This is a genomic window from Stenotrophomonas sp. Ps181 (assembly GCF_025697425.1).
In the GTDB taxonomy this organism is placed as follows: domain Bacteria; phylum Pseudomonadota; class Gammaproteobacteria; order Xanthomonadales; family Xanthomonadaceae; genus Stenotrophomonas; species Stenotrophomonas sepilia.
Map to the genome: position 1 here is coordinate 132,206 of NZ_JAHWBI010000001.1, position 22,581 is coordinate 154,786.

Consider the following 22,581-nt stretch of genomic DNA (forward strand, 5'->3'; position numbering starts at 1 on the left):
CTGCCGGCGGGCGCTGCCGGGGCGCCATGCTGCGCCAACCGGGTGATTTTCGCAATCACCCGGAATGGGCGAGAATCCCTGTTCCATTCGCTGCAAACAGCCCGTGCCGATGCCGAAGAAGATCCAAGCCCGCAAGTCCGCCATCCATGGCAATGGCGTGTTCGCCGTCGCCCCGATCAAGCAGGGCGAGCGCGTGATCCAGTACAAGGGCCTGCTGCGCAGCCACGGCGACGTTGATGCCGATGACAGCGGCGATGTCGAAAGCGGCCATACCTTCCTGTTCACCCTCAATGACGACTGGGTGATCGATGCCAACTACAAGGGCAACGACGCGCGCTGGATCAACCACAGCTGCGACCCGAACTGCGAGGCGGTGATCGAGGAAGATGAGGACGGCGACAGCCGCGGCGACAAGGTGTTCATCGAGGCGCTGCGCGATATCAAGGCTGGCGAGGAGCTGACCTACAACTACGGCATCACCCTGGCCGAGCGTCACACCGCCAAGTTGAAGAAGATCTGGGAATGCCGCTGCGGCTCGCCCAAGTGCACCGGCACCATGCTGCAGCCCAAGCGCTGATCCTTCCGGTAGTGCCGGCCGCTGGCCGGCAGGGGTCCTCTCCACCTGCCGTGCACGGCAGGGTCACCGCCGTGCAAGGGCCGTTCGTCCACGCTGTGCACTCCCCAACTGGAGTGCACCCATGGCAGAGCGATTGAAGGGCAAGCAGATCGCAATCCTCGCGACCCACGGCTTTGAACAGTCCGAATTGACCGAGCCCAAACGGCTGCTGGAAGCGGAAGGCGCGCGCGTCAGCGTGGTGTCGCCCGCAAAGGAAGCGACCATCAAGGGCTGGAAGGAGAAGAACTGGGGCGACGCCGTCGCGGTCGACATTCCGCTGGACGAGGCGGATCCGGCGGGCTTTGATGCCCTGGTGCTGCCCGGAGGCGTCATCAATCCGGACACACTGCGCACCGACGACGCGGTACTCAGCTTCATCCGCTCAGTGGATGAAGCCGGCAAGCCCGTCGCGGCGATCTGCCATGGCCCATGGCTGCTGATCAACAGCGGGCTGGCAGATGGCCGCCAGCTGACCTCCTGGCCCTCCCTTCAGCAGGACCTGGCCAACGCAGGTGCGAACTGGCGCGATGCCGAGGTCGTGGTCGACGGCAACGTAATCACTAGCCGCAAGCCGGATGACATTCCCGCCTTCAGCGAGGCGGTGGTCAAGGCACTTGCCGCGTGATGCCTTGCCGGTAGTGCCGGCCGCTGGCCGGCACACAAGTGACAAGCGTGCCGGCCGCTGGCCGGCACTCCCTTATTTGCCCAGCAGGCCTGCCGGCACCAGGTTGCCCAGGTTCTGGTTGAAGGTGACCACCAGCTTGCCGTTCTTCACCTGTGCCGCCTGCACCTGCAGCGCGCCGAGCACCCCGGCCACGGCCGGGTCCAGCTTGTAGATCGGTTCGCGCTGGGCGTAGTCGCTCAGCCAGGCATTGAGCAGGCCACGGGTGCGTGAGTCGAGGCGGCCGCCCTCGTTGGCCGGGGTGAAGTCGTCCACGCTGGGCTGCTGCAGGTGGAAGCCCTGGGTCTGCGCGTCGTAGCGCAGGCCGCTGCTGAGCTTCACCGTACCCAGCCTGGCCGGGTTGCCGCCGGCGGTGGCCAATGCCACGTCCATGCCCAGGTTCAAGCGCTCGCCGGCCGGAAGGCTCAGCTGAGGATGGCTCATGGTCAGGGAGATCAGGCCGCCAAGGGCGTCCTGGGTGCGCGGGAAGCTGCCATCGAGGTACTGCTGGACGTCGCTGGCACCCACCGACAGTTCGCGGCCGGAAATGGAGGGAGCCGCCTGCGCGCCGATCGCAGCGGCGATCAGTACGGTGGAGGCAGCGAGGCGGGTCATCAGGGAACGCAGGCGCATGGCGGTGACCGATGGCAGGGAATGGATGGATCAAAGAGTAGCGGTGCAGGCTGAATCGCGCGTGCATGCGGCTGTAACGTTCAGTCCAGCATTGGACGCAGTTGCGCCGACTGGATCTGCCAGGCGCTGCCGTCGCTGCTGGGTTGCACGCGGTACCAGCCACCGAAGCGGAACGTACCGTTGGCGGTGACTGCGCGGATCTGCACCGGCACTTCAAGCAGCTGCGGTGGCTGCCGATCATCGCGGGCGACCGGGGGATCGCTTTGCAGGCGCAGGGTACGCAGGTCCTGCAGCTGCCGCAGCGCGGCGTCGTCCGCATGCCGCGGGTCGCTGGGCGGGATCGTCCAGGCGGCATCGCTGGCGGCGCGGTCGCGGTTGAGCAACGCCGCTACGTAGCGGTTGAGCATCGTCGATGGCGGCTCGGCATCGTCGGCGACAGCAGACAGCACCGGCATTTCACTTGCCTGCACTGCTGCGGGATCGGGGCCGGTGCGGGTGTCCGCCGCTGCGGTGGCAGCGACGGGGGCGGACGCTGCCGCGATGTCGCCGGTCGTCTGTGCTGCCGGGCGTGAACAGCCCAGCAGCACCAGGGGTGCGATCAGCAACAGGATCCTGCGCATGTCTGCCTCCTCCCCGAGGCAACCTGGAGGGCGGCAGTGTAGCGATTGCGCCGGGATCAGCGGGAGGAGCGCAGCTGATCCAGAGCGTCCAGCGCTGGCAGGACCTGGCCGGCGATGGCCGCCAGTGCGTGGCCGCCGGTCTCGGCATGGCGCTGCACGATATCGCGCAGCAGCTGGGTGGCGATCACCAGGGTCGCACGCTCGTCGCCGCTGATACCGGCGGTACGCGGGGCCGCCTCCAGCAGGCGCATCAGGTCGCGGCTGGCGCGATGCTCCAGTTCGATGGTGCAGCGCCCTGTGCACTGCAGCCCGTCCTTTTCGATGGGGGTCACCGAGATCCGGTAGCGGGTGGAGGGGCTGGCCATGAGGGTGTGCTCGCCGTAGCTGTGGAGGATGTGCCCACCATAGGCAAGGCCACGGCCTGAGGCGACGGCCGGCGCTGCACGCAGTGTTCCACCCGGTACGTTCCAGCACCTGCCCAGGCCGCGCTCGGCCCGTGGTGACGGGCCTGTACGGGCATTCCCGGGGAGGCGGCAACGCTGTGTTGCGGATTGCCGCAGCGCGACGCATCCACGCATGGCGTGGATCCACCGCCGGGCACGCAAAAAAAAACGGGACGGCCAGAGCCGTCCCGTCGGAATCCACGTTGGGGCGCGCGCTTACAGCGCAGCGTCCTTCAGCTTCTTCAGCGGACGCACCTTCAGCTTGGTGGTGGCCGGCTTGGCGGCGAACCACTGCTCTTCCTTGGTGAACGGGTTGATGCCCTTGCGCTTCGGCTTGGCCGGCACATTGACGGTGGTGATCTTCAGCAGGCCCGGCAGGGTGAAGGAGCCAGCGCCCTTCTTGTGCACCGAGGAGGCGACGGCGCTTTCCAGCGAGGCCAGCACAGCGCGGACGTCCTTGGCGACGACGCCGGAGGCTTCAGCGATGTGTGCAACCAGGCCGGACTTGGTCAGCACTTCCTTGATCGGCTTCGGAGCGGCCGGCTTGGCGGCTGCCTTCGTCGCGACTTTCTTCACTGCCTTCTTCGGGGCAGCCTTCTTAGCGGTCTTTGCCATGGTTTCCTGTTCCGTGAACGGTTGGTTGTTTGGTCGGCGCCGAACCCCGTCGGCAAGCGCAATGTAGGGCAACTCTTGGGCGCCGCCAATAGCCCGAAGCGCGGAAAGTGCATGTTTTTTCATATCCAGGCCGATTCAGTACATGGTCGGCAATGGGGGATGGGGGCACGCCAGCGTGTTCGATCGCCGGCGCCCGCCGATTGGTGGAATGCGCGAAACCACTGAAAACAAGAGGAAAATGCGTTCCGGGCTGGCGAGGAAGTGTCCACGCGCCGGGCTCGGGGGGCGACGTCCGGCGTGCGGCGGAGCGACGCAGGGCTAACGCGTGGCGTGCGAGGGTAGCCATTCATCACCGCCACGCAGGAGCAGCACAATGGGAATCTCGCGACACGCCACCGCGCACTGGGAAGGCGATCTGAAGACGGGCAAGGGGCAGTTGAACACGCCGCAGAGTGGGCTGCTGGACAAGACCCGCTACGGTTTCAACAGCCGCTTCGGCGACGAAAAGGGGACCAATCCGGAAGAGCTGATTGCCGCCGCGCACGCGGGTTGTTTCACCATGGCGCTGTCGGCCAAGCTCGGCGAAGCGGGCTTCACCCCGACCTCGCTGGACACCGAAGCCAAGGTCGACCTGTCGCTGGAAGGCGGTCCGCAGCTGTCGCAGATCCGCCTGAAGGTGAAGGCGGTGGTGCCTGGCATCGACGCGGCGCAGTTCCGCGCCATTGCCGATGACGCCAAGCAGAACTGCCCGGTATCCAAGGCGCTGAGCGCGGTGCCGATCAGCCTGGAAGCCGAGCTGGGCTGAGCCAAGGTAGTGCCGGCCGCTGGCCGGCAACCGCATGATGCCGAGGTCCATGCAGCATGCCGAGGTCCATGCAGCAGCCGGCCAGCATTATGGCGGCCTTCCTGGCCGCCACCCTCCGGGCCGTCGCGTCCGACGTTGGCAGCGGCTCCTGCCGCTGCCTTCGGCTCTACCACCCGCCAGCGCGATCACCAATCAAGGGTGCCGGTGATGACGGTCTGCACCTGGCCGCCCGACCAGACCTCGCCGTCCTCGTCGACCCGCAGGGTCAGGCGCGCATCGTGGCCGACTTCGCGGCCCTGGCTGACTTCGAACGGTGCACGGCCACGTGGCAGCGCGTCGCGCAGGTCCAGCCACGCGGCCAGCACTGCATTGGCGGCCCCCGAGGCGGCGTCTTCGAAGCGCCGACCATTGCCGACGAAAGCGCGCACGGCCAGATCGAATCCCTCACTGCCATCGCTGAAGGCATAGGCGAACACGCCCATGCTGTCGGTGGACTCGGCCAGCGCAGCCACCGCGTCCCAGTCCGGGCGCAGGGTGCGCAGTGCTGCTTCATCGGCCACCTGTACCACCCACCAGCTGCGTCCGCCCTGCATGCGCGCCGGCGGCAGCGAGCCCAGTGGCCAGTCCTTCAGTGCTGCCAGCAGGCGCGGATCGGTGGCTTCAGCGGTCTCCGCCAACTGCGCGCGCGGTGTGCGGATGGCGATGCGCCGCTGCGCGCCCTCACCGCTGACGCGCAGCGGCAGGACACCGGCAATGCCGTCCTGCACCAGCACGCCGTCGATCGGTGTGGCCAGGCCTGCCTGCAGCACCGCATGCGCCGTGCCGACGCTGGGGTGGCCGGCGAACGGCACTTCCTTCTGCGGGCTGAACATGCGCAGCCGGTAGCTGGCACCGGCGGCCTGGGGCGGGAACACGAAGGTGGTCTCGGGCAGGCGCGTCCAGCGTGCGATGGCCTGCATGCTGGCGGTGTCCAGGCCGTCGGCATCGAGTACCACGGCCAGCGGGTTGCCAGCGCCGGCGCGCGGGGAGAACACATCCAGCTGCAGGAAGCGGCGGGTGGTCATCGGGGCGAAACTCCAGGATCGGGTGGCGCGCAGCTTAACCCGCCGCTGTAGCGCCGAGCCTACGCTCGGCTGCCGTGTGGTGGGCCGCAGCCGAGCGTGGGCTCGGCTCTACAGCCAACGGATATGGCCGTCGATGACCGGCTGCACCTGGCCGCCGATCCACACCGTGCCCTGCGCATCGACCTGTACCTGCACGCGACCATCGCGACCGACTTCGCGGCCCTGGCTGGCCACAAAGCGGCCCCCGCCGCCGGACAGGGCGCCGTGCTGCGTCAGCCAGGCGCCGATCAACGCATTGGCGCTGCCGGTGACCGGGTCCTCGGGCACGCTGGGGGCATCGGCGGGGCAGAACGCGCGCACCACGCGGGCATGGCCGGCGCCGGCTTCGTCGGCGAACACCGCCACGCCGGTGGCATCGGTGGCAAGGCTCCAGTCGGCCAGCGCGGCCATGTCCGGCAGCAGGCTGCGCACGGCGTCGGCATCGCGCAGTGGCAGCAGCCACCAGCGTGCGCCGTTGTCCCAGAGTTCCGGCACCTGCCCGTCGGCAGCGAGCGCCAACAGCGCGGCGGGCGCTCCGCCTGCCTCCGTGTCCAGTTGCCGTGCCGGCGGGCTGGCCAGCTGGATCTCCAGTGCCCCGGCCGGGCCGCTCACCCGTACTGGCAGCAACCCTGCCGCGCATTGCTGCAGCAGGGCGCCGTCGCGCGGTTGGGCCAGGCCGCAGGTCACCGCCGCCCAGGCGGCGCCGACGCTGGGGTGGCCGGCAAACGCCAGCTCGCGGGTCGGGGTGAAGATGCGGATGTGGTAATCGGCGCCGGGCGCGGTGGGGCGCAGGAAGAACACCGTCTCGGACAGGTTCAGCCAGGCAGCCAGGGCCTGCATCTGGCTGCTGGAGAGCGCGTCGGCGTCCAGGATGGCGCCCAGTGGATTGCCGGTTCCGGGGCGGGGGGCGAAGACATCGAGCTGCAGGTAACGAAGGAGGGCCATCTACGGGGATATTGCGCTTAGAATCAAAGGTTCCGCCCCCGAGGGCGGCCTCCCCACATTCTACATAGCCAATCCATGTCAGCTTCCCCCCTTGTCGATCGTTGGATCGTACTGAAGTTCGGCGGCACCTCGGTGTCGCGTCGTCACCGCTGGGACACGATCGGGAAGCTGGCGAAAAAACGCGCGGAAGAGACCGGATCGCGCGTGCTGGTGGTGGTATCGGCGCTGTCCGGGGTCACCAACGAACTGACCGCGATTGCCGACGGCGCGCCGGACAGCGGTGATCGCGTGGCAGCGCTTGTCGAGCGCCATGAGGGCTTCCTGGCCGAACTCGGCCTGGGCCGCGAGGTGCTGGCCGAACGGCTGGCGGCGCTGCAGGGCCTGCTCGACGATGCGCGGGCGGCCACCCGTCCGCTGGATTGGCAGGCCGAAGTGCTGGGCCAGGGCGAGCTGTTGTCCTCCACGTTGGGTGCGGCCTATCTGCGCGCCTCGGGCCTGGACATGGGCTGGATGGATGCCCGCCAGTGGCTGGACGCGATGCCGCCGCAGCCGAACCAGAGCGACTGGTCGCAGCGGCTGTCGGTGAACTGCCAGTGGCGCGCCGACGCGGAGTGGATGCAGCGCTTCCGCGCGCAGCCGACCCGCCTGTTGATCACCCAGGGCTTCATTTCGCGGCATGCCGATGGCGGTACCGCCATCCTCGGCCGTGGTGGCTCGGATACCTCGGCGGCGTACTTCGGTGCGCTGCTCGGCGCCAGCCGGGTGGAGATCTGGACCGATGTGCCGGGCATGTTCAGCGCCAATCCGAAGGACGTGCCGGACGCGCGCCTGCTGACCCGCCTGGACTATTACGAAGCCCAGGAAATCGCCACCACCGGCGCCAAGGTGCTTCACCCGCGCTCGATCAAGCCGTGCCGCGATGCCGGCGTGCCGATGGCCATCCTCGATACAGAGCGCCCGGAACTGCCGGGCACCAGCATCGATGGCAGCGCCGCACCGGTGCCGGGGGTGAAGGCGATCAGCCGCCGCAATGGCATCGTGCTGGTGTCGATGGAAGGCATCGGGATGTGGCAGCAGGTCGGCTTCCTGGCCGATGTGTTCAACCTGTTCAAGAAGCACGGCCTGTCGGTGGACCTGATCGGTTCGGCCGAGACCAACGTCACGGTGTCGCTGGACCCGTCCGAGAACCTGGTCAACACCGATGTGCTGGCCGCGCTGTCGGCCGACCTGTCGCAGATCTGCAAGGTGAAGGTGATCGTGCCGTGCGCGGCGATCACCCTGGTGGGCCGTGGCATGCGGTCGCTGCTGCACAAGCTGTCGGACGTGTGGGCCACCTTCGGCCGTGAGCGCGTGCACATGATCTCGCAGTCGTCCAACGACCTGAACCTGACCTTCGTCATCGACGAGGCCGATGCCGATGGCCTGCTGCCGATCCTGCACGCCGAGCTGATCGACAGCGGCGCGATGCCGGTGGAAGAGACCGAAGTGTTCGGCCCGCGCTGGCGCGAGATTGCCGGCACCGTGCGCCCGCGCGGCACGCCGTGGTGGCGCGGCCAGCGTGCGCACCTGCTGCAGCTGGCCGATGCCGGTACGCCGCGCTACGTCTACCACCTGCCGACGGTGCGCGCCCGCGCCCGTGCACTGGCCGCAATCAAGCCGATCGACCAGCGCTACTACGCGATCAAGGCCAACAGCCACCCGGCCATCCTGCAGCTGCTGGAAGCGGAGGGCTTCGGCCTGGAGTGCGTGTCGCATGGCGAGCTGAGGCATGTGTTCCAGCACCTGCCGGAACTGTCGCCCAAGCGCGTGCTGTTCACCCCCAGCTTCTGCCCGCGCAGCGAGTACGAGGCGGCGTTCGCGCTGGGCGTGACCGTGACCGTCGACAACGTGGAAGCGCTGCAGCGCTGGCCGGACCTGTTCCGCAACCGCGAGCTGTGGCTGCGTGTCGATCTGGGCCGGGGTGAGGGCCACCACGCCAAGGTCCGTACTGGTGGCAAGGAGTCCAAGTTCGGCCTGCCGATCGCCCGCGTCGACGAGTTCGTGCGCGCGGCCACCGAACTGGGCAGCCGCGTGGTGGGCCTGCATGCGCACCTGGGCAGCGGCGTGGAAACCGCGCAGCACTGGCGCCTGATGTGCGATGAGCTGGCCGGTTTCGCCCGCCGCATCGGCAGCGTGCAGACCATCGATATCGGTGGCGGCCTGCCGATTCCGTACAGCGACGAAGACGAACCCTTCGACCTGGACGCCTGGGCCGAGGGCCTGGCCGAGGTAAAGGCACTGCACCCGGCATTCCGCCTGGCGATCGAGCCGGGCCGCTACCTGGTGGCCGAATCGGGCGTGCTGCTGACCCATGCCACCCAGGTGGTGGAAAAGGACGGCGTGCGCCGTGTCGGCCTGGACGCCGGCATGAACGCACTGATGCGCCCGGCGCTGTACGACGCCTGGCATGACATCGAGAACCTCAGCCGCCAGGGCGGTTATGCCGAAGCGGCGTTCGATGTGGTCGGCCCGATCTGCGAATCCAGCGATGTGTTCGGCAAGCGCCGCAAGCTGCCGGTGTCGACCGCGCCGGACGACGTGATGCTGATCGCAGATGCCGGTGCCTACGGCTATGTGATGGCCAACACCTACAACCAGCGGATGCTGCCGCGCGAAGACGTGATCGAATGACCACCGCGCGCGCCCTGCACCCGCCCACCGACACGCCCCGCGCCCTCACGCGGGCCCGTGCCTGACCGGATACACCATGACTGCTTTCGACAAACACCAGGTTTCCCGCTTCCGCTTCGTCCGCTGCGACTTCGCAGCGGATACCGGCGTGGCCCGGCTGGTCTACGCCTTCGACGACGGCCCGGAGATGGTGGAAACCATCACCGTGCCCGGTGCCCCGTTCGTGCTGGACCCGGCGCGTGCGGCAGCGGTGCAGCGCGCGCTGCAGCTGCTGCACCTGATCGCCGGCGTCAGCTACTACAAGGCCGGCGTACCGGATACGGTCAGCATCGACAGCTACAGCATCGATGCCGATACCGCCGCGCTGGTGGAGACCATTTACCTCAACGGCCTGGGCGAATTCGCCTACCGCAACGGCCTGAACCTGCGTGGCCGCTTCCGGTTGCCGGTGCAGGGCGAGGCCGTGCAGGCGCCGGCGCTGGGCCTGCAGCCGCACGCGCTGGTGGCCATCGGCGGCGGCAAGGATTCGCTGGTCAGCATCGAAGCGCTGCGCCGTGCCGGCGTGGACGAGACGGTGACCTGGATCGGCGGCTCGCAGCTGATCCGTGCGTGCGCCGAGCGCACTGGCCTGCCGACCTTGAACCTGGGCCGCACGCTGGCACCGGAACTGTTCGAGCTGAACCGCCAGGGCGCCTGGAACGGGCATATCCCGGTGACGGTGGTGAACTCGGCAATCATGGTGCTGGCCGCATTGCTGCACGGCGTGGACCAGGTCGTGTTCTCCAACGAGCGTTCGGCCAGCTACGGCAGCCAGATTCCGGGCACCGGCGAAGTGAATCACCAGTGGTCCAAGGGCTGGGCCTGCGAGCAGGCGTTCGGCAGCCATGTGCAGAAGTACGTGGCGGCGGACCTGCAGTACTACTCGCTGCTGCGCCCGATGTCCGAGCTGGCGGTGGCCCGCCAGTTCGCCAAGACCGATTTCTACGACGCGCACTTCTCCAGCTGCAACCGCAATTTTCACATTCTTGGCGAGCGCCCGGTGAACCGCTGGTGCGGCGTCTGCCCGAAGTGCCATTTCGTGTTCCTGGCGCTGGCCCCGTTCATGCCCAAGACGCGCCTTGTGCGCATCTTCGGCCGCAACCTGCTGGACGATGCCGAACAGGCTGCTGGCTTCGACGCGCTGCTGGAATTCCAGGACCACAAGCCGTTCGAGTGCGTGGGCGAAGGCCGCGAATCGCGTGCGGCGATGGCGACCCTGGCGCAGCGCCCGGAATGGAAGGAAGACGTGCTGGTGAAGCGCTTCTGCAACGAGATCCAGCCGCAGCTGGATGCCGCCGAACTGGAACTGGCACCGCTGCTGCAGCTGCAGGGCGAGCACCGCGTTCCGGCTGCGCTGTGGGAACGGGTGCGTGAAGATTTCGAAGCTTGAAGGAAAGCGCGTCGCGCTGTGGGGCTGGGGCCGTGAGGGCCGCGCCGCGTTTGCGGTGCTGCGTGAGCGACTGCCCACGCTGCCGCTGAGCCTGTTCTGCCCGGCGGCCGAAGTCGAGGCCGCGCGTGCGGAAACGCAGGGCGCGCTGGACGTTCGTGGTGAGCCGTCGGCCGAGGCGCTGGCGGCGTTCGACGTGGTGATCAAATCGCCCGGCATCAGTCCCTACCAGCCGATCGCGCTGCAAGCAGTGGAGCAGGGCACCACCTTCATCGGTGGCACTGCGCTGTGGTTTGCCGAGCATGCAGGTGCTGATGGCATCGTGCACGACACCGTGTGCGTGACCGGCACCAAGGGCAAGAGCACCACCACCGCGCTGGTCGCGCACCTGCTGCGGGCCGCCGGGCATTGCACCGGACTGGTCGGCAACATCGGCCTGCCGCTGCTGGAAGTGCTGGACCCGCAGCCGGCGCCCGAGTACTGGGCCGTCGAGCTGTCCAGCTACCAGACCGGTGAAGTGGCGCGCAGTGGCGCCCGCCCGCAGGTGGCAGTGGTGCTGAACCTGTTCCCGGAACACCTGGACTGGCACGGCAGCGGACAGCGTTACATCGAGGACAAGCTGCGGCTGGTGACGGAAGCCGCGCCGCGCATTGCCGTGCTCAATGCCGCCGATCCGCACCTGGCCGCGCTGTCGCTGCCCGAGAGTGAGGTGGTCTGGTTCAACCAGCCGCAGGGCTGGCACATGCGCGGCGATGTCGTGCACCGCGGTGAGCAGGCCGTGTTCGATACCCGCAACACGCCGCTGCCGGGCCGCCACAACCGCGGCAACCTGTGCGCGGTGCTGGCCGCACTGGAAGCACTGGGCCTTGACGCCGTGGCGCTGGCACCGGCGGTGCAGGAGTTCCGCCCGCTGCCGAACCGCCTGCAGCGGATTGGCCTGGCCGATGGCCTGACCTACATCAACGATTCGATCAGCACCACGCCGCACGCCAGCCTGGCAGCGCTGGAGTGCTTCGCTGGCCAGCGCATTGCGCTGCTGGTAGGCGGGCACGACCGTGGCCTGGACTGGAGCGATTTCATGCAGCACATGGCGCACGATGTGCCGCCGGTGGAGATCGTGACCATGGGCAGCAACGGCCCGCGCATCCACACGATGCTGCAGCCGCTGGCCGACGCCGGTCGCTTCGGCCTGCACGCCGCCGCTGATCTGCCCGAGGCGATGGCACTGGCGCGCACGGCGCTGGGCGCGCAGGGCGGGGTGGTGCTGCTGTCGCCGGGTGCGCCAAGCTTCGGGGCCTACCGCGATTACGTGGCGCGTGGCCGCCATTTCGCCGAACTGGCCGGATTCGATCCGGACAGCATCAGCGCGATTCCGGGGTTGGGCATCGCCTGATCCGCCTGATCCGCCGGATCGGGGTCGGATCCCTTTCCTCAGGAAAGGGCTCTGATCCCGGCGAGTTACCATGGGGCGCATCCCCCGGACGGACCCGGATAGCCGCATGTGCACCTTCATCACCTTGTTCCTTCCTGCGTCGTTTGCGCAGGTCGATGCCGCCGCGATCATGCAGCGCAGCGGCCGGAGCCTGTTCGCGCAGGATTCGCCCAGCCTGCAGGCGGCCGTCGGGCCCGGCTGGCAGCCGTGGCTGAGCGCCGCGCACTGCGATTGCGGTACCGCGCTGGCCTCGTCGCGGGCCGAGCGGGAGTGGAAGGGCGATGCCGGGCGCTGGCGGAAGAAGGGTTGGAGCGAAGCCAAGATCGCCCGCGCGCTGGCCGAGCAGCAGGCGCGGCATGAACAGGATCAGCAGGCACGCCGCGATGAAGCGCTGGACGATGCCGGCCAGTGGTTGCAGCGTATCGACGCGCTGTTGCAGGCCGGAGCCGCGCGCATCGGCCTGCTGGTGCGCGACTACGACGGTTCGGTAGGTGCCCGGCAGCCGAAGCCGCCGGAACGCCACTGGCCGCGGAATCAGCTGGCCGCAGCGGACCTGCTGGCGCTCATGCCGGGCACGTTGCATTGGATCGAGCGCGGGTAGTGCCGGCCGCTGGCCGGCAACCTGCGGAGAAATTCATCCACGCATGGCGTGGCTCTACTGTAGAGCCGAGCCCACGCTCGGCTGCCTTCATTCGTCTTCATCGATGAACGCGTAATCGCCATCGATCAGCTGCTGCAGATACACATCGAAGCTCCGCGCAATGACCGCATAGCTGTCCGGATCGTGCAGGTAGCGCACCACCTGGCCGACGGTGCCGCCTGGCGCGGGATCGAAATCCAGGTACAGCATCGACGTGCCACCGTTGTTCATGCAGTGCGAGAAACACAGCCGGCGGTTCATCGGCAGATCCGCGTCGATGCCCTCGCCGAGAATCTCCGGTTCCTCATCCAGCCACTCTTCGTAGATGGAACGGATGCTGTCGTCCCACCGCTGCTGGTCCTCGAAGATCTGCGCGACCGATCGCAGGTAGTACGGGTAGCCACCGCCCTCCACGTCCGAGCCGAGCATCAGTACGCAGACCTTGCCGCCGGGGTACTCCCGGTAGTGGGTGCCATCCACGCGCGATAGGAGTTCCACCAGGCTGTCCGGCACCTGCGGCCACTGCACACGCAGGCGCTGCAGGTCTTCAGCGCTGGCGCCCTGCACGTGGACCCACTGCGGGGCATCCTCGGCAGGCAAACGCGGGATCAGGCCAGACAGAAAGCGATCAACAAGATTCATGCGAAAAAAGGGGACGGAGGGGATTAAGTCGTATCCAACCACACCTGCGTCACGCCGCCAATGCAGAATGCGACGCGGGAGGGGCGAATACGGCTTAATCCCCTCCGTCCCCTTTTTCTTGCGGAGCAGGCGCATGAATCGTTGGCGATGCGGTGTGGCGATGATGCTGGGGCTGGCGGCGATGCCAGCGTGGGCGGCGATGAAGACGCAGCCGGTGGAGTGGAAACACCAGGGCACGACCTTCAGTGGCGTGCTGGTCTATGACGATGGCGAGCATGACCAGCGACCTGGCCTGGTGATGGTGCCCAACTGGAAAGGCGTGAACGAGTCGGCCATCGAGAAGGCCAAACAGCTGGCCGGCGATGATTACGTGGTGCTGGTGGCCGATGTCTACGGAAAGGGTGTGCGGCCGAAGACCGATGCCGAGGCCGGGCCGGTGGCGACCAAGCTGCGCAACGATCGGCCGCTGCTGCGCGCGCGTGCGCTGGAAGCGGTGAACGTGCTCAAGGCGCAGGCCGGGAAGGTGCCGCTGGATGCCGGCCGGATCGGTGCGGTGGGCTTCTGCTTCGGTGGTACCACGGTGCTGGAACTGGCCCGCGCGGGCGCGCCGTTGGCGGGTGTGGTCAGCCTGCATGGTGGGTTGGGTTCGCCGCTGCCGGCGCAGGCCGGTGGCGCCCATCCGTCCGTGCTGGTGCTCAACGGGGCCGATGACAAGAGCGTGACCGCCGAGGACATCGCCGCGTTCCAGAAGGAAATGGATGCGGCCAAGGTCGATTGGGAGTTCACCAACTACAGCGGGGCGGTGCACTGCTTTGCCGAGCGCGACGCCAGCAGCCCGCCGGGGTGCCAGTACAACGAGCGGGCGGCCAAGCGCGCGTGGAAGGCACTGGATGAGTTCTTCGAGGAGCGCTTCGAGAAACGTTGATTCGTGCAGTGGTAGTGCCGGCCGCTGGCCGGCAACCTCATGATGCTGCGGATGTCATCGGGAATGCCGGACAGCGGCCGGCACTACCGATGCTTCAGTGCCGACCAACGGTCGGCACCTACCGATGCTTCAATGCCGGCCAGCGGCCGGCACTACCAGATGCGGTCAATGCGACCGTTTCAGTGCCGACCAACGGTCGGCACTACCGGTCAATGCGAGCGCTGCACCGCGTAACGCGCCAGACCACGCAGGGCGGCCACGGCATCGTTGTCGCCCAGGCCATCGAGCGCGCGCTCGGCGGCTTCGGCATATTCTTCCGCACGCGCGCGGCTGTACTCCAGGCCGCCGGTAGCCCGGATCGCGGCCAGCACTTCCGGCATCGCCGAGGCGTCGCCGTCCTGCACGATGGTGCGCAGGCGTTCGCGGGTCGCGTCGTCGGAGTGGGCCATCGCGTGGATCAGCGGCAGCGTGGCCTTGCCCTCGGCGAGGTCGTCGCCCAGGTTCTTGCCCAGCTCCTCGGCGTTGGCCGAGTAGTCCAGCACGTCGTCGGCGATCTGGAATGCGTAGCCCAGGTGCATGCCGTAGTCGAACAGGGCCTGCTGGGTCGCTTCATCCACGCCGCTGGCCAGCGCGCCCAGGCGGGTGCCGGCGGCGAACAGCACCGCAGTCTTGCGCTCGATCACGCGCAGGTAGGCGGCTTCGTCGGTATCCGGATTGTGCACGTGCAGCAGCTGCAGCACTTCGCCCTCGGCGATGCGGTTGGTGGCATCGGCCAGGATCTGCATCACCGGCATGCGCTCCAGCTCGACCATCAGCTGGAAGCTGCGCGAGTACAGGAAGTCGCCCACCAGCACGCTGGGCGCGTTGCCCCACAGCGCGTTGGCGGTGCTGCGGCCACGTCGCAGGCTGGACTCGTCCACCACGTCGTCGTGCAGCAGGGTAGAGGTGTGGATGAACTCGATGATCGCCGCCAGCTGGTGGTGCTCCGGGCCGGCCTGGCCGACCGCATGGCCGGCCAGCATCACCAGCATCGGACGCAGGCGCTTGCCGCCGGCGGAAATGATGTGGTCGGCGATCTGGTTGATCAGCACGACGTCCGAGGACAGCCGGCGCCGGATCAGGGCGTCGACGGCGGCCATGTCGGCCGCGGCAAGCGACTGGATCTGGGGCAGGCCCAGGGCGGGACGGGTGTCTTCGGTGATGGTCATGCGATCAGGCTTTCAGGCTCACCACCGATTATAGGCGCTGGCCGTGAATTCGGGCGCAAACGGGCCCGAGCGGCAATTCCGGCCCGGCCTGCGCGGCCCTTCGCGTGAATACGTATGCAGGTTGCGCCATGCCCGCGAGGCCACCGCTAAGCTTGCCGGAACAGGATTTCGGCCCGCTGCCGGCGGGTCCCGCATGCCCGGAGGGGGGCTGTCGATGTCGCACTATCCATGGTGGCGCGGAGCCGTCATCTACCAGATCTACCCGCGCAGTTTCCTCGATGCCAACGGCGATGGCGTGGGCGACCTGCCGGGCATCATCGAGCGCCTGGACCACATCGCTGCACTGGGCGTGGATGCGATCTGGATCTCGCCGTTCTTCAAGTCCCCCATGGCCGACTTCGGCTACGACATCGCCGACTACCGCGACGTCGACCCGCTGTTCGGCAGCCTGGACGACTTCGACCGCCTGTTGGCCAAGGCCCACGGCCTGGGCCTGAAGGTGATGATCGACCAGGTGCTGAGCCATACCTCGATCGAGCACGCCTGGTTCCGTGAGAGCCGCCAGGACCGCAGCAATCCGAAGGCGGACTGGTACGTCTGGGCCGACCCGCGCGAGGACGGCACCCCGCCCAACAACTGGCTGTCGCTGTTCGGCGGCTGTGCCTGGCAGTGGGAGCCGCGCCGCGAGCAGTACTACCTGCACAACTTCCTGGTCGACCAGCCGGACCTGAACTTCCATCACCCGGACGTGCAGCAGGCCACCCTGGACAATGTGCGCTTCTGGCTCGATCGCGGCGTGGATGGCTTCCGCCTGGATGCGATCAACTTCTGCTTCCACGACGCACAGCTGCGCGACAACCCGCCCAAGCCGGCGGAGAAGCGGGTGGGGCGCGGCTTCAGCCCGGACAACCCGTACGCTTACCAGTACCACTACTACAACAACACCCAGCCAGAGAACCTGCCGTTCCTGGAGCGCCTGCGCGCGCTGCTGGATGAGTATCCGGGGGCGGTCAGCCTGGGCGAGATCTCTTCGGAGGATTCGCTGGCGACCACCGCCGAGTACACCCGCGATGGCCGCCTGCACATGGGTTACAGCTTCGAGCTGCTGGTGGATGACTACAGCGCGGCCTACATCCGCGACACGGTCTCGCGGCTGGAAGCGGCGATGACCGAAGGCTGGCCGTGCTGGGCGGTGTCCAATCACGACGTGGAGCGGGCGGTCAGCCGCTGGGGCGGTCACCCGGCCGATCCGCGCCTGGCGCGGATGCTGGTGGCGATGCTGTGCTCGCTGCGCGGCTCGGTCTGCCTGTACCAGGGCGAGGAGCTGGGCCTGGCCGAGGCCGAGGTGCCGTTCGAGGCCCTGCAGGACCCGTATGGCATCACCTTCTGGCCGAACTTCAAGGGCCGCGACGGCTGCCGTACGCCGCTGCCATGGACCGATGCACCGCTGGCCGGCTTCACCACCGGCCAGCCCTGGCTGCCGATCCCGGCCGAGCACCGCGCGGCGGCGGTGGCCGTGCAGGAACGCGACCCGCACTCGGTGCTGGCGGCGTTCCGCGCGTTCCTGGCCTGGCGGCATACCCAGCCGGCGCTTCTGCATGGCAGCATCAGATTCCTTGAAAGCGCCGAGCCTGTGCTGCTGTTCGAGCGTATGCTTGCAGATGAAACCCTCCTGCTGGCCTTCAACCTGTCGGCCGAGGCGGTGACCCATCCGCTGCCGCTGGGCAACTGGCAGCAGGTGGCGGTACCGGGCCCGGATGCGGGCACGGTGCAGGGCAACGAACTCCAGCTGCCGCCGCGCGCGGTGTATTGCGCCCGACGCAGCTGACCGTTTTCTCCGGTGGCGGTACTTGCGGGGACGGGGCCGAAGCGCCCCGTCCCTTTTTTGTGGGCGGGATTCCAGAGAACGGCATCCACGCATGGCGCGGATCTACGGACGTGCCGGCATCCGCGCAAAAGAAAACCCGCTGCCTGCGCAGCGGGTTTCCGGTCCTGCTCCCTTTGTGTTGCCGGCCAGCGGCCGGCGCTACCGGGTCCGGGCTGCCGGGCAGGACCCGGCGCTACCTCAGAACTTGTAGTTCACGCCCAGCATGTAGGTGCGGCCCCACTCGATGTACTCCAGCGGGCGGTCCTTGCTGCCGGCGTAGGTGCGGTACGGCTCGTTGGTCAGGTTGCTGCCCTGCAGCAGCAGGGTGAGACCGCGCAGGGTGCTGCTGTCGCTGAAGGTGTAGCTGATCTGCGCGTCGGTCACGTTCTCGCCGACAACGTAGCGCAGGCTGCGGTTGCCGTTGAAGTTGCCGATCTCGCCGATGAAGTCCGAACGCCGGCGCTGGCTGACGCGTGCTTCAAAGCCGCTGCGCTCGTAATAGGCCGTGAAGTTGTACACGCGCTTGGACAGGCCGGGCAGGCTGATCGGGTCGCTGCCCACGCTGGACGCGCTTTCCGGGTCCAGGATGGTGATGTCGCTCTTGTTGAAGGTCGCGCTGGCCTGCACGCCGAAGCCACGCAGGCTGTCGGTCAGCATCTCCAGCGGGAACGAGGCGGTCAGTTCCAGGCCCTTCAGCGTGCCGCCCTTGCCGTTCTGCGGGGCGGAGAAGGTGCCGGTGGTCAGCACCGGTGCCGTCATTCCCGGCGGCGGCACGTAGCTGCCCAGCAGCGCGGTGAAGTCGTAGTTGTCGACCGACTGGGTGTAGACGTAGCTCTTCAGGTCCTTGTAGAAGATCGCGGCGGCCACGTAGGCCTTCTCGCCGAAGTACTTCTCGTAGGACAGGTCCAGCGCGGTGGCACGCCACGGGTCCAGCAGCGGATTGCCGCCGCTGCCGCCGGGGCGCCCGGTGCCGGTGTCCACGCCGAACTCCAGGCCGGCACGCATCTGGTCCACGCGCGGCCGCGCAACCTGCTTGGCGGCGGCAAAACGCAGCGTCTGCTGATGCGGGAACAGGAAGGCCAGGTTCAGGCTCGGCAGCCAGTCATTGTAGGTGCGGCCATTGGAGTACGGCTGCACGTTGTTGCCGGCCGACTGCGAGCTGTCCCAGTACCGCGAATCCGAGCTCTGGTCGGTGTGCTGCATCTGCACGCCGATGTTGCCGCGCACGCCGACTTCACCGATGTCGGCGTTGATGTTCAGGCGCGCCCAGGCGGTGGTGATCTTCTCCTGTACCGTCCACGACTTGGGGATCAGGTAGTCCAGGTTGTCGACCGGGTTGAAGGTCATGTAGCGCCCCACCGCGGCGGGCACGTTCCAGGCCGGGATGGTGCCGAGGCCGGCGAAGCCCAGGTTGACCGGGCGGTACTGCAGGTCCGAGGCGATGTTGGCGTCGCCCTGCGCACCCAGCAGGATGTTGCCTTCGGACTGGGTCTTCACCTTGCGGCGGTCGGCATAGTTCACGCCGATGTCGATGTCCGGCGCCCACGACGCGACGGCATCGGGCAGGGCGATGGTGGCTGCCAGCTTGCCACCCTTCAGGCGGTCTTCCACCTGCGGCACCTTGCCGTAGCCGGAACCGTAGATGGTGTTGGTCAGGAACAGAGCGTCGGGGTTGGAGTAGTTCAGCCCCGGGCTGATCTGCGAGAAGCCGTCCTGGCGGATCGACACGCCGACCGTATCCAGCTGCGGCATCGGGGTCAGCTGCAGGTTGTTTTCCAGGTTCAGCTCATCGCGCGTGGCCTTGGAGTAGTTCAGGTCGGCGACCAGCTTGACGCCGCTGAAGTTGAACTCGTTGTTCCAGCCGAACGCGTCGATCTTGTCCTTGCGCTTGTTGTACATGCCGCGCACCAGCGGATACACGCCGCTGGCGGTGCCGCCGGTGAACGAGCCATTGGCGTTGACCTGCGGGTTGCTGACCAGCAGGCCCGGGGTGTAGTTGCCGTTGTAGTTGCTGAGGTTCAGCTCGAACTGGTTGGCGGTATCGATCTGCTCGGCTTCGGTGTGGAACGCATCGAAGGTGCTGGTCCAGCTGTTGTTGGGCCGGAACTGGATCGTGGCCATCACGCCGTCGCGCTTGTTGTTGCCGGTGCGGCGCAGCGCCTTGATGCCATCGGAGAAGTAGGTGCCGGCGCCCACGCCCGGGCGGTCGCCCTTGTCGGTGTGCTCGGTGGTCCACGGCTCGTACAGGCCGACCTGGTTCTCCTGGATCGGCATGTCGCTGTGCGCATAGCCGATGGCGATGCCCAGGGTCTTGTCCAGGAACTGGTCGATGTAGCTGGCGCTGAAGCGGTTGCCGTACGGATCGGTGTTGGCGGCGCGGCCCAGCGAGCTCTTCTGGTAGCGGCCACTGACCGCGATCACGCGCTCGCCGAAGCTGAGCGGGCGCGCGGTCTGCATGTCGATGGTGCCCGACAGGCCCTGGCCGACCAGCGCCGCATCCGGGGTCTTGTACACGGTCACGCCGTTGACCAGCTCGGACGGGTACTGGTCGAACTCGACGCCGCGGTTGTCGCCGGTGCTGACCACTTCGCGGCCATTGAGCAGTGTAGTGGCGAAGTCCGGCGACAGGCCGCGCACGCTGATCACCTGCGCACGTCCGGCGACGCGCTGTGCGGCAAGGCCAGGCAGGCGCGAGATGGACTCGGCGATGCTGACGTCGGGCAGCTTGCCGATGTCTTCGGCGGAGATTGCTTCCACCACCGAGGTGGCGTCCTGCTTGACCGCGATCGCGCTCTCGATGCCGCGGCGGATGCCGGTGACCTGCACCGTATCGAGGTTGGTGGCGGCGGTGCCGGCCGGTGTGGTGGTGTTCTGCGTGGACTGTGCCGACGCCAGTGTCGGCGCCAGGACAACGGCCAGCGCGATGCTCAGCGCGCTGCGCTTGTGGTTCAACATTTTCCCCTCCCAGGCAATGTTGCAGATCGATTTGTGAGCGTTCCGGCGGGGCCGTGAACGTGCGACGCGGTGGCCGCTGTCGTCGCCGCTATGGTAGGCAGCGCATTCTTCGCGGGAATCACCCTGCATACGTATTCAATGGCGTCTACAGGGATGTAATCGCTTTCAGGTACTGCTTGCGGTAGTGCCGGCCGCTGGCCGGCATCACGATCTGCGGGTTGCCGGCCAGCGGCCGGCACTACCCGTGCGTTCAAAGCGGTGTGAAGCGAATGGCCTGGCCACCGCCTGGTGCCAGCACCAGCGTCAGTGCATCGGCGCTGGTCACTTCGCGGGTTTCGCGAACGAACCCGAACGGGTTGCTGCGGAAATCAGCGCCTTCACCATCACGGTAGATCTCGGCGCGATAGCGCACGCCCGGCTCCAGGAAGCCCAGCGAGACCGGCAGCACACGTCCGTGTTCATCGGTGATGCTGCCGAGGAACCAGTCGCGGCTGTTGCGGTCGCGGCGCACGATCGTCACGTAGTCGCCCACTTCGCCATCGAGCACGCGGCTCTGCTCCCAGTCCACCGCCACGTCCTCGATGAAGCGGAACGCCTCGCGATGCTGCAGGTAGTGCTCGGGCAGGTCGGCGGCCATCTGGATCGGGCTGTAGAGCACCACATACAGCGCCAGCTGCCGCGCCAGCGTGCTGGGGATGGCCTGGCCGTGGCGGCCCTTCAGGCTGAGGATGCCGGGGGTGTAGTCCATCGGCCCGGCCAGCATGCGGGTGAACACCAGGTTGACCTCATGCTCCGGCGGGTTCGGCGGCTGGCCCCAGGCGTTGTACTCCATGCCGCGTGCGCCTTCGCGCGAGATCCAGTTGGGATAGGTGCGGCGCAGGCCGGTGTCCTTGATCGGCTCATGCGGGTTGACCGACAGGTGCCGGCGCGCGGCCTCCTGCACCACCTTCAGATGGTGGCGTGCCATGAACTGCCCGTCGTGCCACTCGCGCCACAGCGGTCCCCCTGCCGGATTGCGACGATCGACCTGGCCGTCGTCGCACACATAGCCGGTCTTGAACTGGTCCACGCCCAGCCGTGCATACAGGTCCAGCGCGGCACCCAGCTGGTCCTCGTAGTGCTCGATGGCGCAGCCGGTTTCATGATGGCCGATCAGGTGCACGCCCTTTTTCAGGCCGTACGCGGACAGCGCCTCAATGTCGAAATCGGGCGTGGCACGGGTGAAATCGAAGTCGTAGCCATTGCCCACCCACATGCCGTCCCAGCCCGGGTTCCAGCCTTCCACCAGCACGCCACGGAAGCCGTGCGCGGCGGCGAAGTCGATGACTTTTTTCGTCTTGGCGGTGGTGGCCGCGTGCTTCGGCCCGGTCGCCCAGCTCTCGTTGTCCAGGTGCATCGACCACCACACGCCCAGGTACTTGGCCGGCTTCACCCAGCTCACATCACCCAGCGCATTGGGTTCGTTGAGATTGAGGATCAGGTCCGATTCGACCAGGCCACCGGCGCGGTCGGCAATCTGCAGCGTGCGCCAGGGCGTGGCGAAGGGCAGGGTGCGGCGTACCTTCCAGCCTTCGGCCGAGGGCGAAAGCTGCGCGCGCAGGCGTTGTCCCTCGGTCCGGCGCAGCCACATGCCGGCATAGTCCACCAGCGCCGCTTCGTGGATCGCCACGTGCAGGCCGTCGCGGCTGCGCAGGGTCATCGGCGTATGCACCAGCGGCACTTCGCGCAGCGGCGTGCGCTGGTACAGGTATTCGTAGTGGATCGGCTCGCCGGCGGGAATCCACCAGGCGGTTGATTCGGGCGCGATGGCGAACTCGGTCAGTTCGTCATCGATGATGGCCTCGCGCAGGTTCGGTTGTTCAGGGAACACATAGCGGAAGCCAAGGCCATCATCGTAGACGCGGAACACCACATCCAGCCGCCGCTTGCTGCCGGTGGTTTCGGCCAGCTGCACGGTCAGCTCGTTGAAGTGGTTGCGGGTGAGCCGGCGCTCTCCCCAAGGCTGCTCCCAGGTGTCATCCACGCTGTGCCGCTGCTGGCCCAGCAGGGTGAAATCGCGGTCCAGGCGACCGTCGCGCAGGGCGAAGCCGAGCTTCGAATCCTCCACCACGGTGTCGCCCAGGCGCTCGACCCGGTAGCGGGCCGTGCCGCCATCCAGCAGCAGACTGACCTTCAATACCTTGCCCGGCGATTCGACGCTGGCCACCTGAGGCGCGGCCTGTACCAGCGTGGCCCATCCGATCAGGGCCAGACCGAGCATGTGCGCGAATAGCGCGCGTACAGCAGTGGGTGACATCGGCAATTCCCCTCCCAAGGCGCCGTTGGCAGACCCGGACCATAAGCCAGCGCGGCGGGTGCGCTACCGCGCGATGCCA

At 67.6% G+C, this 22,581-nt stretch carries 19 protein-coding genes; 9 read left to right on the forward strand and 10 right to left on the reverse strand.

Annotated features, from left to right (window positions below):
* Positions 1-109 precede the first annotated feature (109 nt).
* Together KXV01_RS00680 and KXV01_RS00685 are read left to right on the forward strand one after the other, a co-directional pair.
* The gene (locus KXV01_RS00680) at positions 110-577 is read left to right on the forward strand and encodes an SET domain-containing protein-lysine N-methyltransferase (protein WP_012479369.1); all 468 of its coding nucleotides are present in this window, start codon (positions 110-112) and stop codon (positions 575-577) included.
* 121 nt (positions 578-698) lie between these two features.
* Entirely contained in the window at positions 699-1,241 is a 543-nt protein-coding gene (locus tag KXV01_RS00685; protein ID WP_099495215.1) for a type 1 glutamine amidotransferase domain-containing protein, read from the forward strand.
* Between the two features lie 72 nt (positions 1,242-1,313).
* On the opposite strand, the gene KXV01_RS00690 is transcribed toward KXV01_RS00685, so the two are convergent.
* The 4 genes from KXV01_RS00690 to KXV01_RS00705 form a co-directional block, all read right to left on the reverse strand.
* Positions 1,314-1,910, reverse strand: coding sequence for a DUF1439 domain-containing protein (locus KXV01_RS00690; RefSeq protein ID WP_049440246.1), 597 nt, complete (start codon positions 1,908-1,910; stop codon positions 1,314-1,316).
* 80 nt (positions 1,911-1,990) lie between these two features.
* Entirely contained in the window at positions 1,991-2,530 is a 540-nt protein-coding gene (locus KXV01_RS00695; protein WP_099495216.1) for a hypothetical protein, read from the reverse strand.
* Positions 2,531-2,586: 56 nt separating this feature from the next.
* Positions 2,587-2,895, reverse strand: a complete 309-nt coding sequence (locus KXV01_RS00700; protein ID WP_263467466.1) for a DUF3861 family protein — start codon at positions 2,893-2,895, stop codon at positions 2,587-2,589.
* Between the two features lie 294 nt (positions 2,896-3,189).
* Positions 3,190-3,588 (reverse strand): HU family DNA-binding protein, encoded by a 399-nt coding sequence (locus KXV01_RS00705; RefSeq protein ID WP_005408442.1) that lies wholly within the window; start codon positions 3,586-3,588, stop codon positions 3,190-3,192.
* Between the two features lie 373 nt (positions 3,589-3,961).
* Here KXV01_RS00705 and KXV01_RS00710 point away from each other — a divergent pair, with 373 nt between their 5' ends.
* A complete protein-coding gene (locus tag KXV01_RS00710; protein WP_100477683.1) occupies positions 3,962-4,393 on the forward strand; it encodes an OsmC family protein in 432 nt (143 codons plus the stop codon).
* Positions 4,394-4,578: 185 nt separating this feature from the next.
* On the opposite strand, the gene KXV01_RS00715 is transcribed toward KXV01_RS00710, so the two are convergent.
* Together KXV01_RS00715 and KXV01_RS00720 are read right to left on the reverse strand one after the other, a co-directional pair.
* The gene (locus KXV01_RS00715; protein WP_100477684.1) at positions 4,579-5,457 is read right to left on the reverse strand and encodes a PhzF family phenazine biosynthesis protein; all 879 of its coding nucleotides are present in this window, start codon (positions 5,455-5,457) and stop codon (positions 4,579-4,581) included.
* Between the two features lie 108 nt (positions 5,458-5,565).
* Positions 5,566-6,441: a PhzF family phenazine biosynthesis protein gene (locus KXV01_RS00720; protein WP_099495217.1), complete on the reverse strand. Its 876-nt coding sequence runs from the start codon at positions 6,439-6,441 to the stop codon at positions 5,566-5,568.
* A gap of 75 nt (positions 6,442-6,516) precedes the next feature.
* Between KXV01_RS00720 and KXV01_RS00725 the strand changes: the two genes are divergently transcribed.
* The 4 genes from KXV01_RS00725 to KXV01_RS00740 all read left to right on the forward strand — a co-directional run bounded on the left by KXV01_RS00725 (position 6,517) and on the right by KXV01_RS00740 (position 12,570).
* Positions 6,517-9,111, forward strand: coding sequence for a bifunctional aspartate kinase/diaminopimelate decarboxylase (locus KXV01_RS00725; RefSeq protein ID WP_049440238.1), 2,595 nt, complete (start codon positions 6,517-6,519; stop codon positions 9,109-9,111).
* 76 nt (positions 9,112-9,187) lie between these two features.
* On the forward strand, positions 9,188-10,540 hold the full coding sequence (gene murL / locus KXV01_RS00730) for a UDP-N-acetyl-alpha-D-muramoyl-L-alanyl-L-glutamate epimerase (protein ID WP_111096439.1): 1,353 nt from the start codon (positions 9,188-9,190) through the stop codon (positions 10,538-10,540).
* Positions 10,521-11,930 (forward strand): UDP-N-acetylmuramoyl-L-alanine--D-glutamate ligase, encoded by a 1,410-nt coding sequence (gene murD / locus KXV01_RS00735; protein ID WP_263467467.1) that lies wholly within the window; start codon positions 10,521-10,523, stop codon positions 11,928-11,930. Before murL ends, murD begins: the two co-directional genes overlap by 20 nt.
* A gap of 106 nt (positions 11,931-12,036) precedes the next feature.
* Positions 12,037-12,570 (forward strand): hypothetical protein, encoded by a 534-nt coding sequence (locus KXV01_RS00740; RefSeq protein WP_111096437.1) that lies wholly within the window; start codon positions 12,037-12,039, stop codon positions 12,568-12,570.
* 87 nt (positions 12,571-12,657) lie between these two features.
* Here KXV01_RS00740 and KXV01_RS00745 read toward each other — a convergent pair whose 3' ends face one another.
* Entirely contained in the window at positions 12,658-13,251 is a 594-nt protein-coding gene (locus KXV01_RS00745; RefSeq protein WP_049411643.1) for an SMI1/KNR4 family protein, read from the reverse strand.
* A gap of 133 nt (positions 13,252-13,384) precedes the next feature.
* Between KXV01_RS00745 and KXV01_RS00750 the strand changes: the two genes are divergently transcribed.
* On the forward strand, positions 13,385-14,176 hold the full coding sequence (locus tag KXV01_RS00750; RefSeq protein ID WP_111096436.1) for a dienelactone hydrolase family protein: 792 nt from the start codon (positions 13,385-13,387) through the stop codon (positions 14,174-14,176).
* Between the two features lie 209 nt (positions 14,177-14,385).
* On the opposite strand, the gene KXV01_RS00755 is transcribed toward KXV01_RS00750, so the two are convergent.
* Positions 14,386-15,384: a polyprenyl synthetase family protein gene (locus KXV01_RS00755; protein ID WP_005408451.1), complete on the reverse strand. Its 999-nt coding sequence runs from the start codon at positions 15,382-15,384 to the stop codon at positions 14,386-14,388.
* A gap of 214 nt (positions 15,385-15,598) precedes the next feature.
* On the opposite strand from KXV01_RS00755, the gene KXV01_RS00760 reads away from it, so the two are divergent.
* Positions 15,599-17,212 (forward strand): alpha-glucosidase family protein, encoded by a 1,614-nt coding sequence (locus KXV01_RS00760; protein ID WP_099495223.1) that lies wholly within the window; start codon positions 15,599-15,601, stop codon positions 17,210-17,212.
* Positions 17,213-17,449: 237 nt separating this feature from the next.
* Here KXV01_RS00760 and KXV01_RS00765 read toward each other — a convergent pair whose 3' ends face one another.
* Positions 17,450-20,206 (reverse strand): TonB-dependent receptor, encoded by a 2,757-nt coding sequence (locus KXV01_RS00765; protein ID WP_049411634.1) that lies wholly within the window; start codon positions 20,204-20,206, stop codon positions 17,450-17,452.
* A gap of 250 nt (positions 20,207-20,456) precedes the next feature.
* Positions 20,457-22,508, reverse strand: a complete 2,052-nt coding sequence (locus tag KXV01_RS00770; protein WP_049411632.1) for a glycoside hydrolase family 97 protein — start codon at positions 22,506-22,508, stop codon at positions 20,457-20,459.
* Positions 22,509-22,581 lie beyond the last annotated feature (73 nt).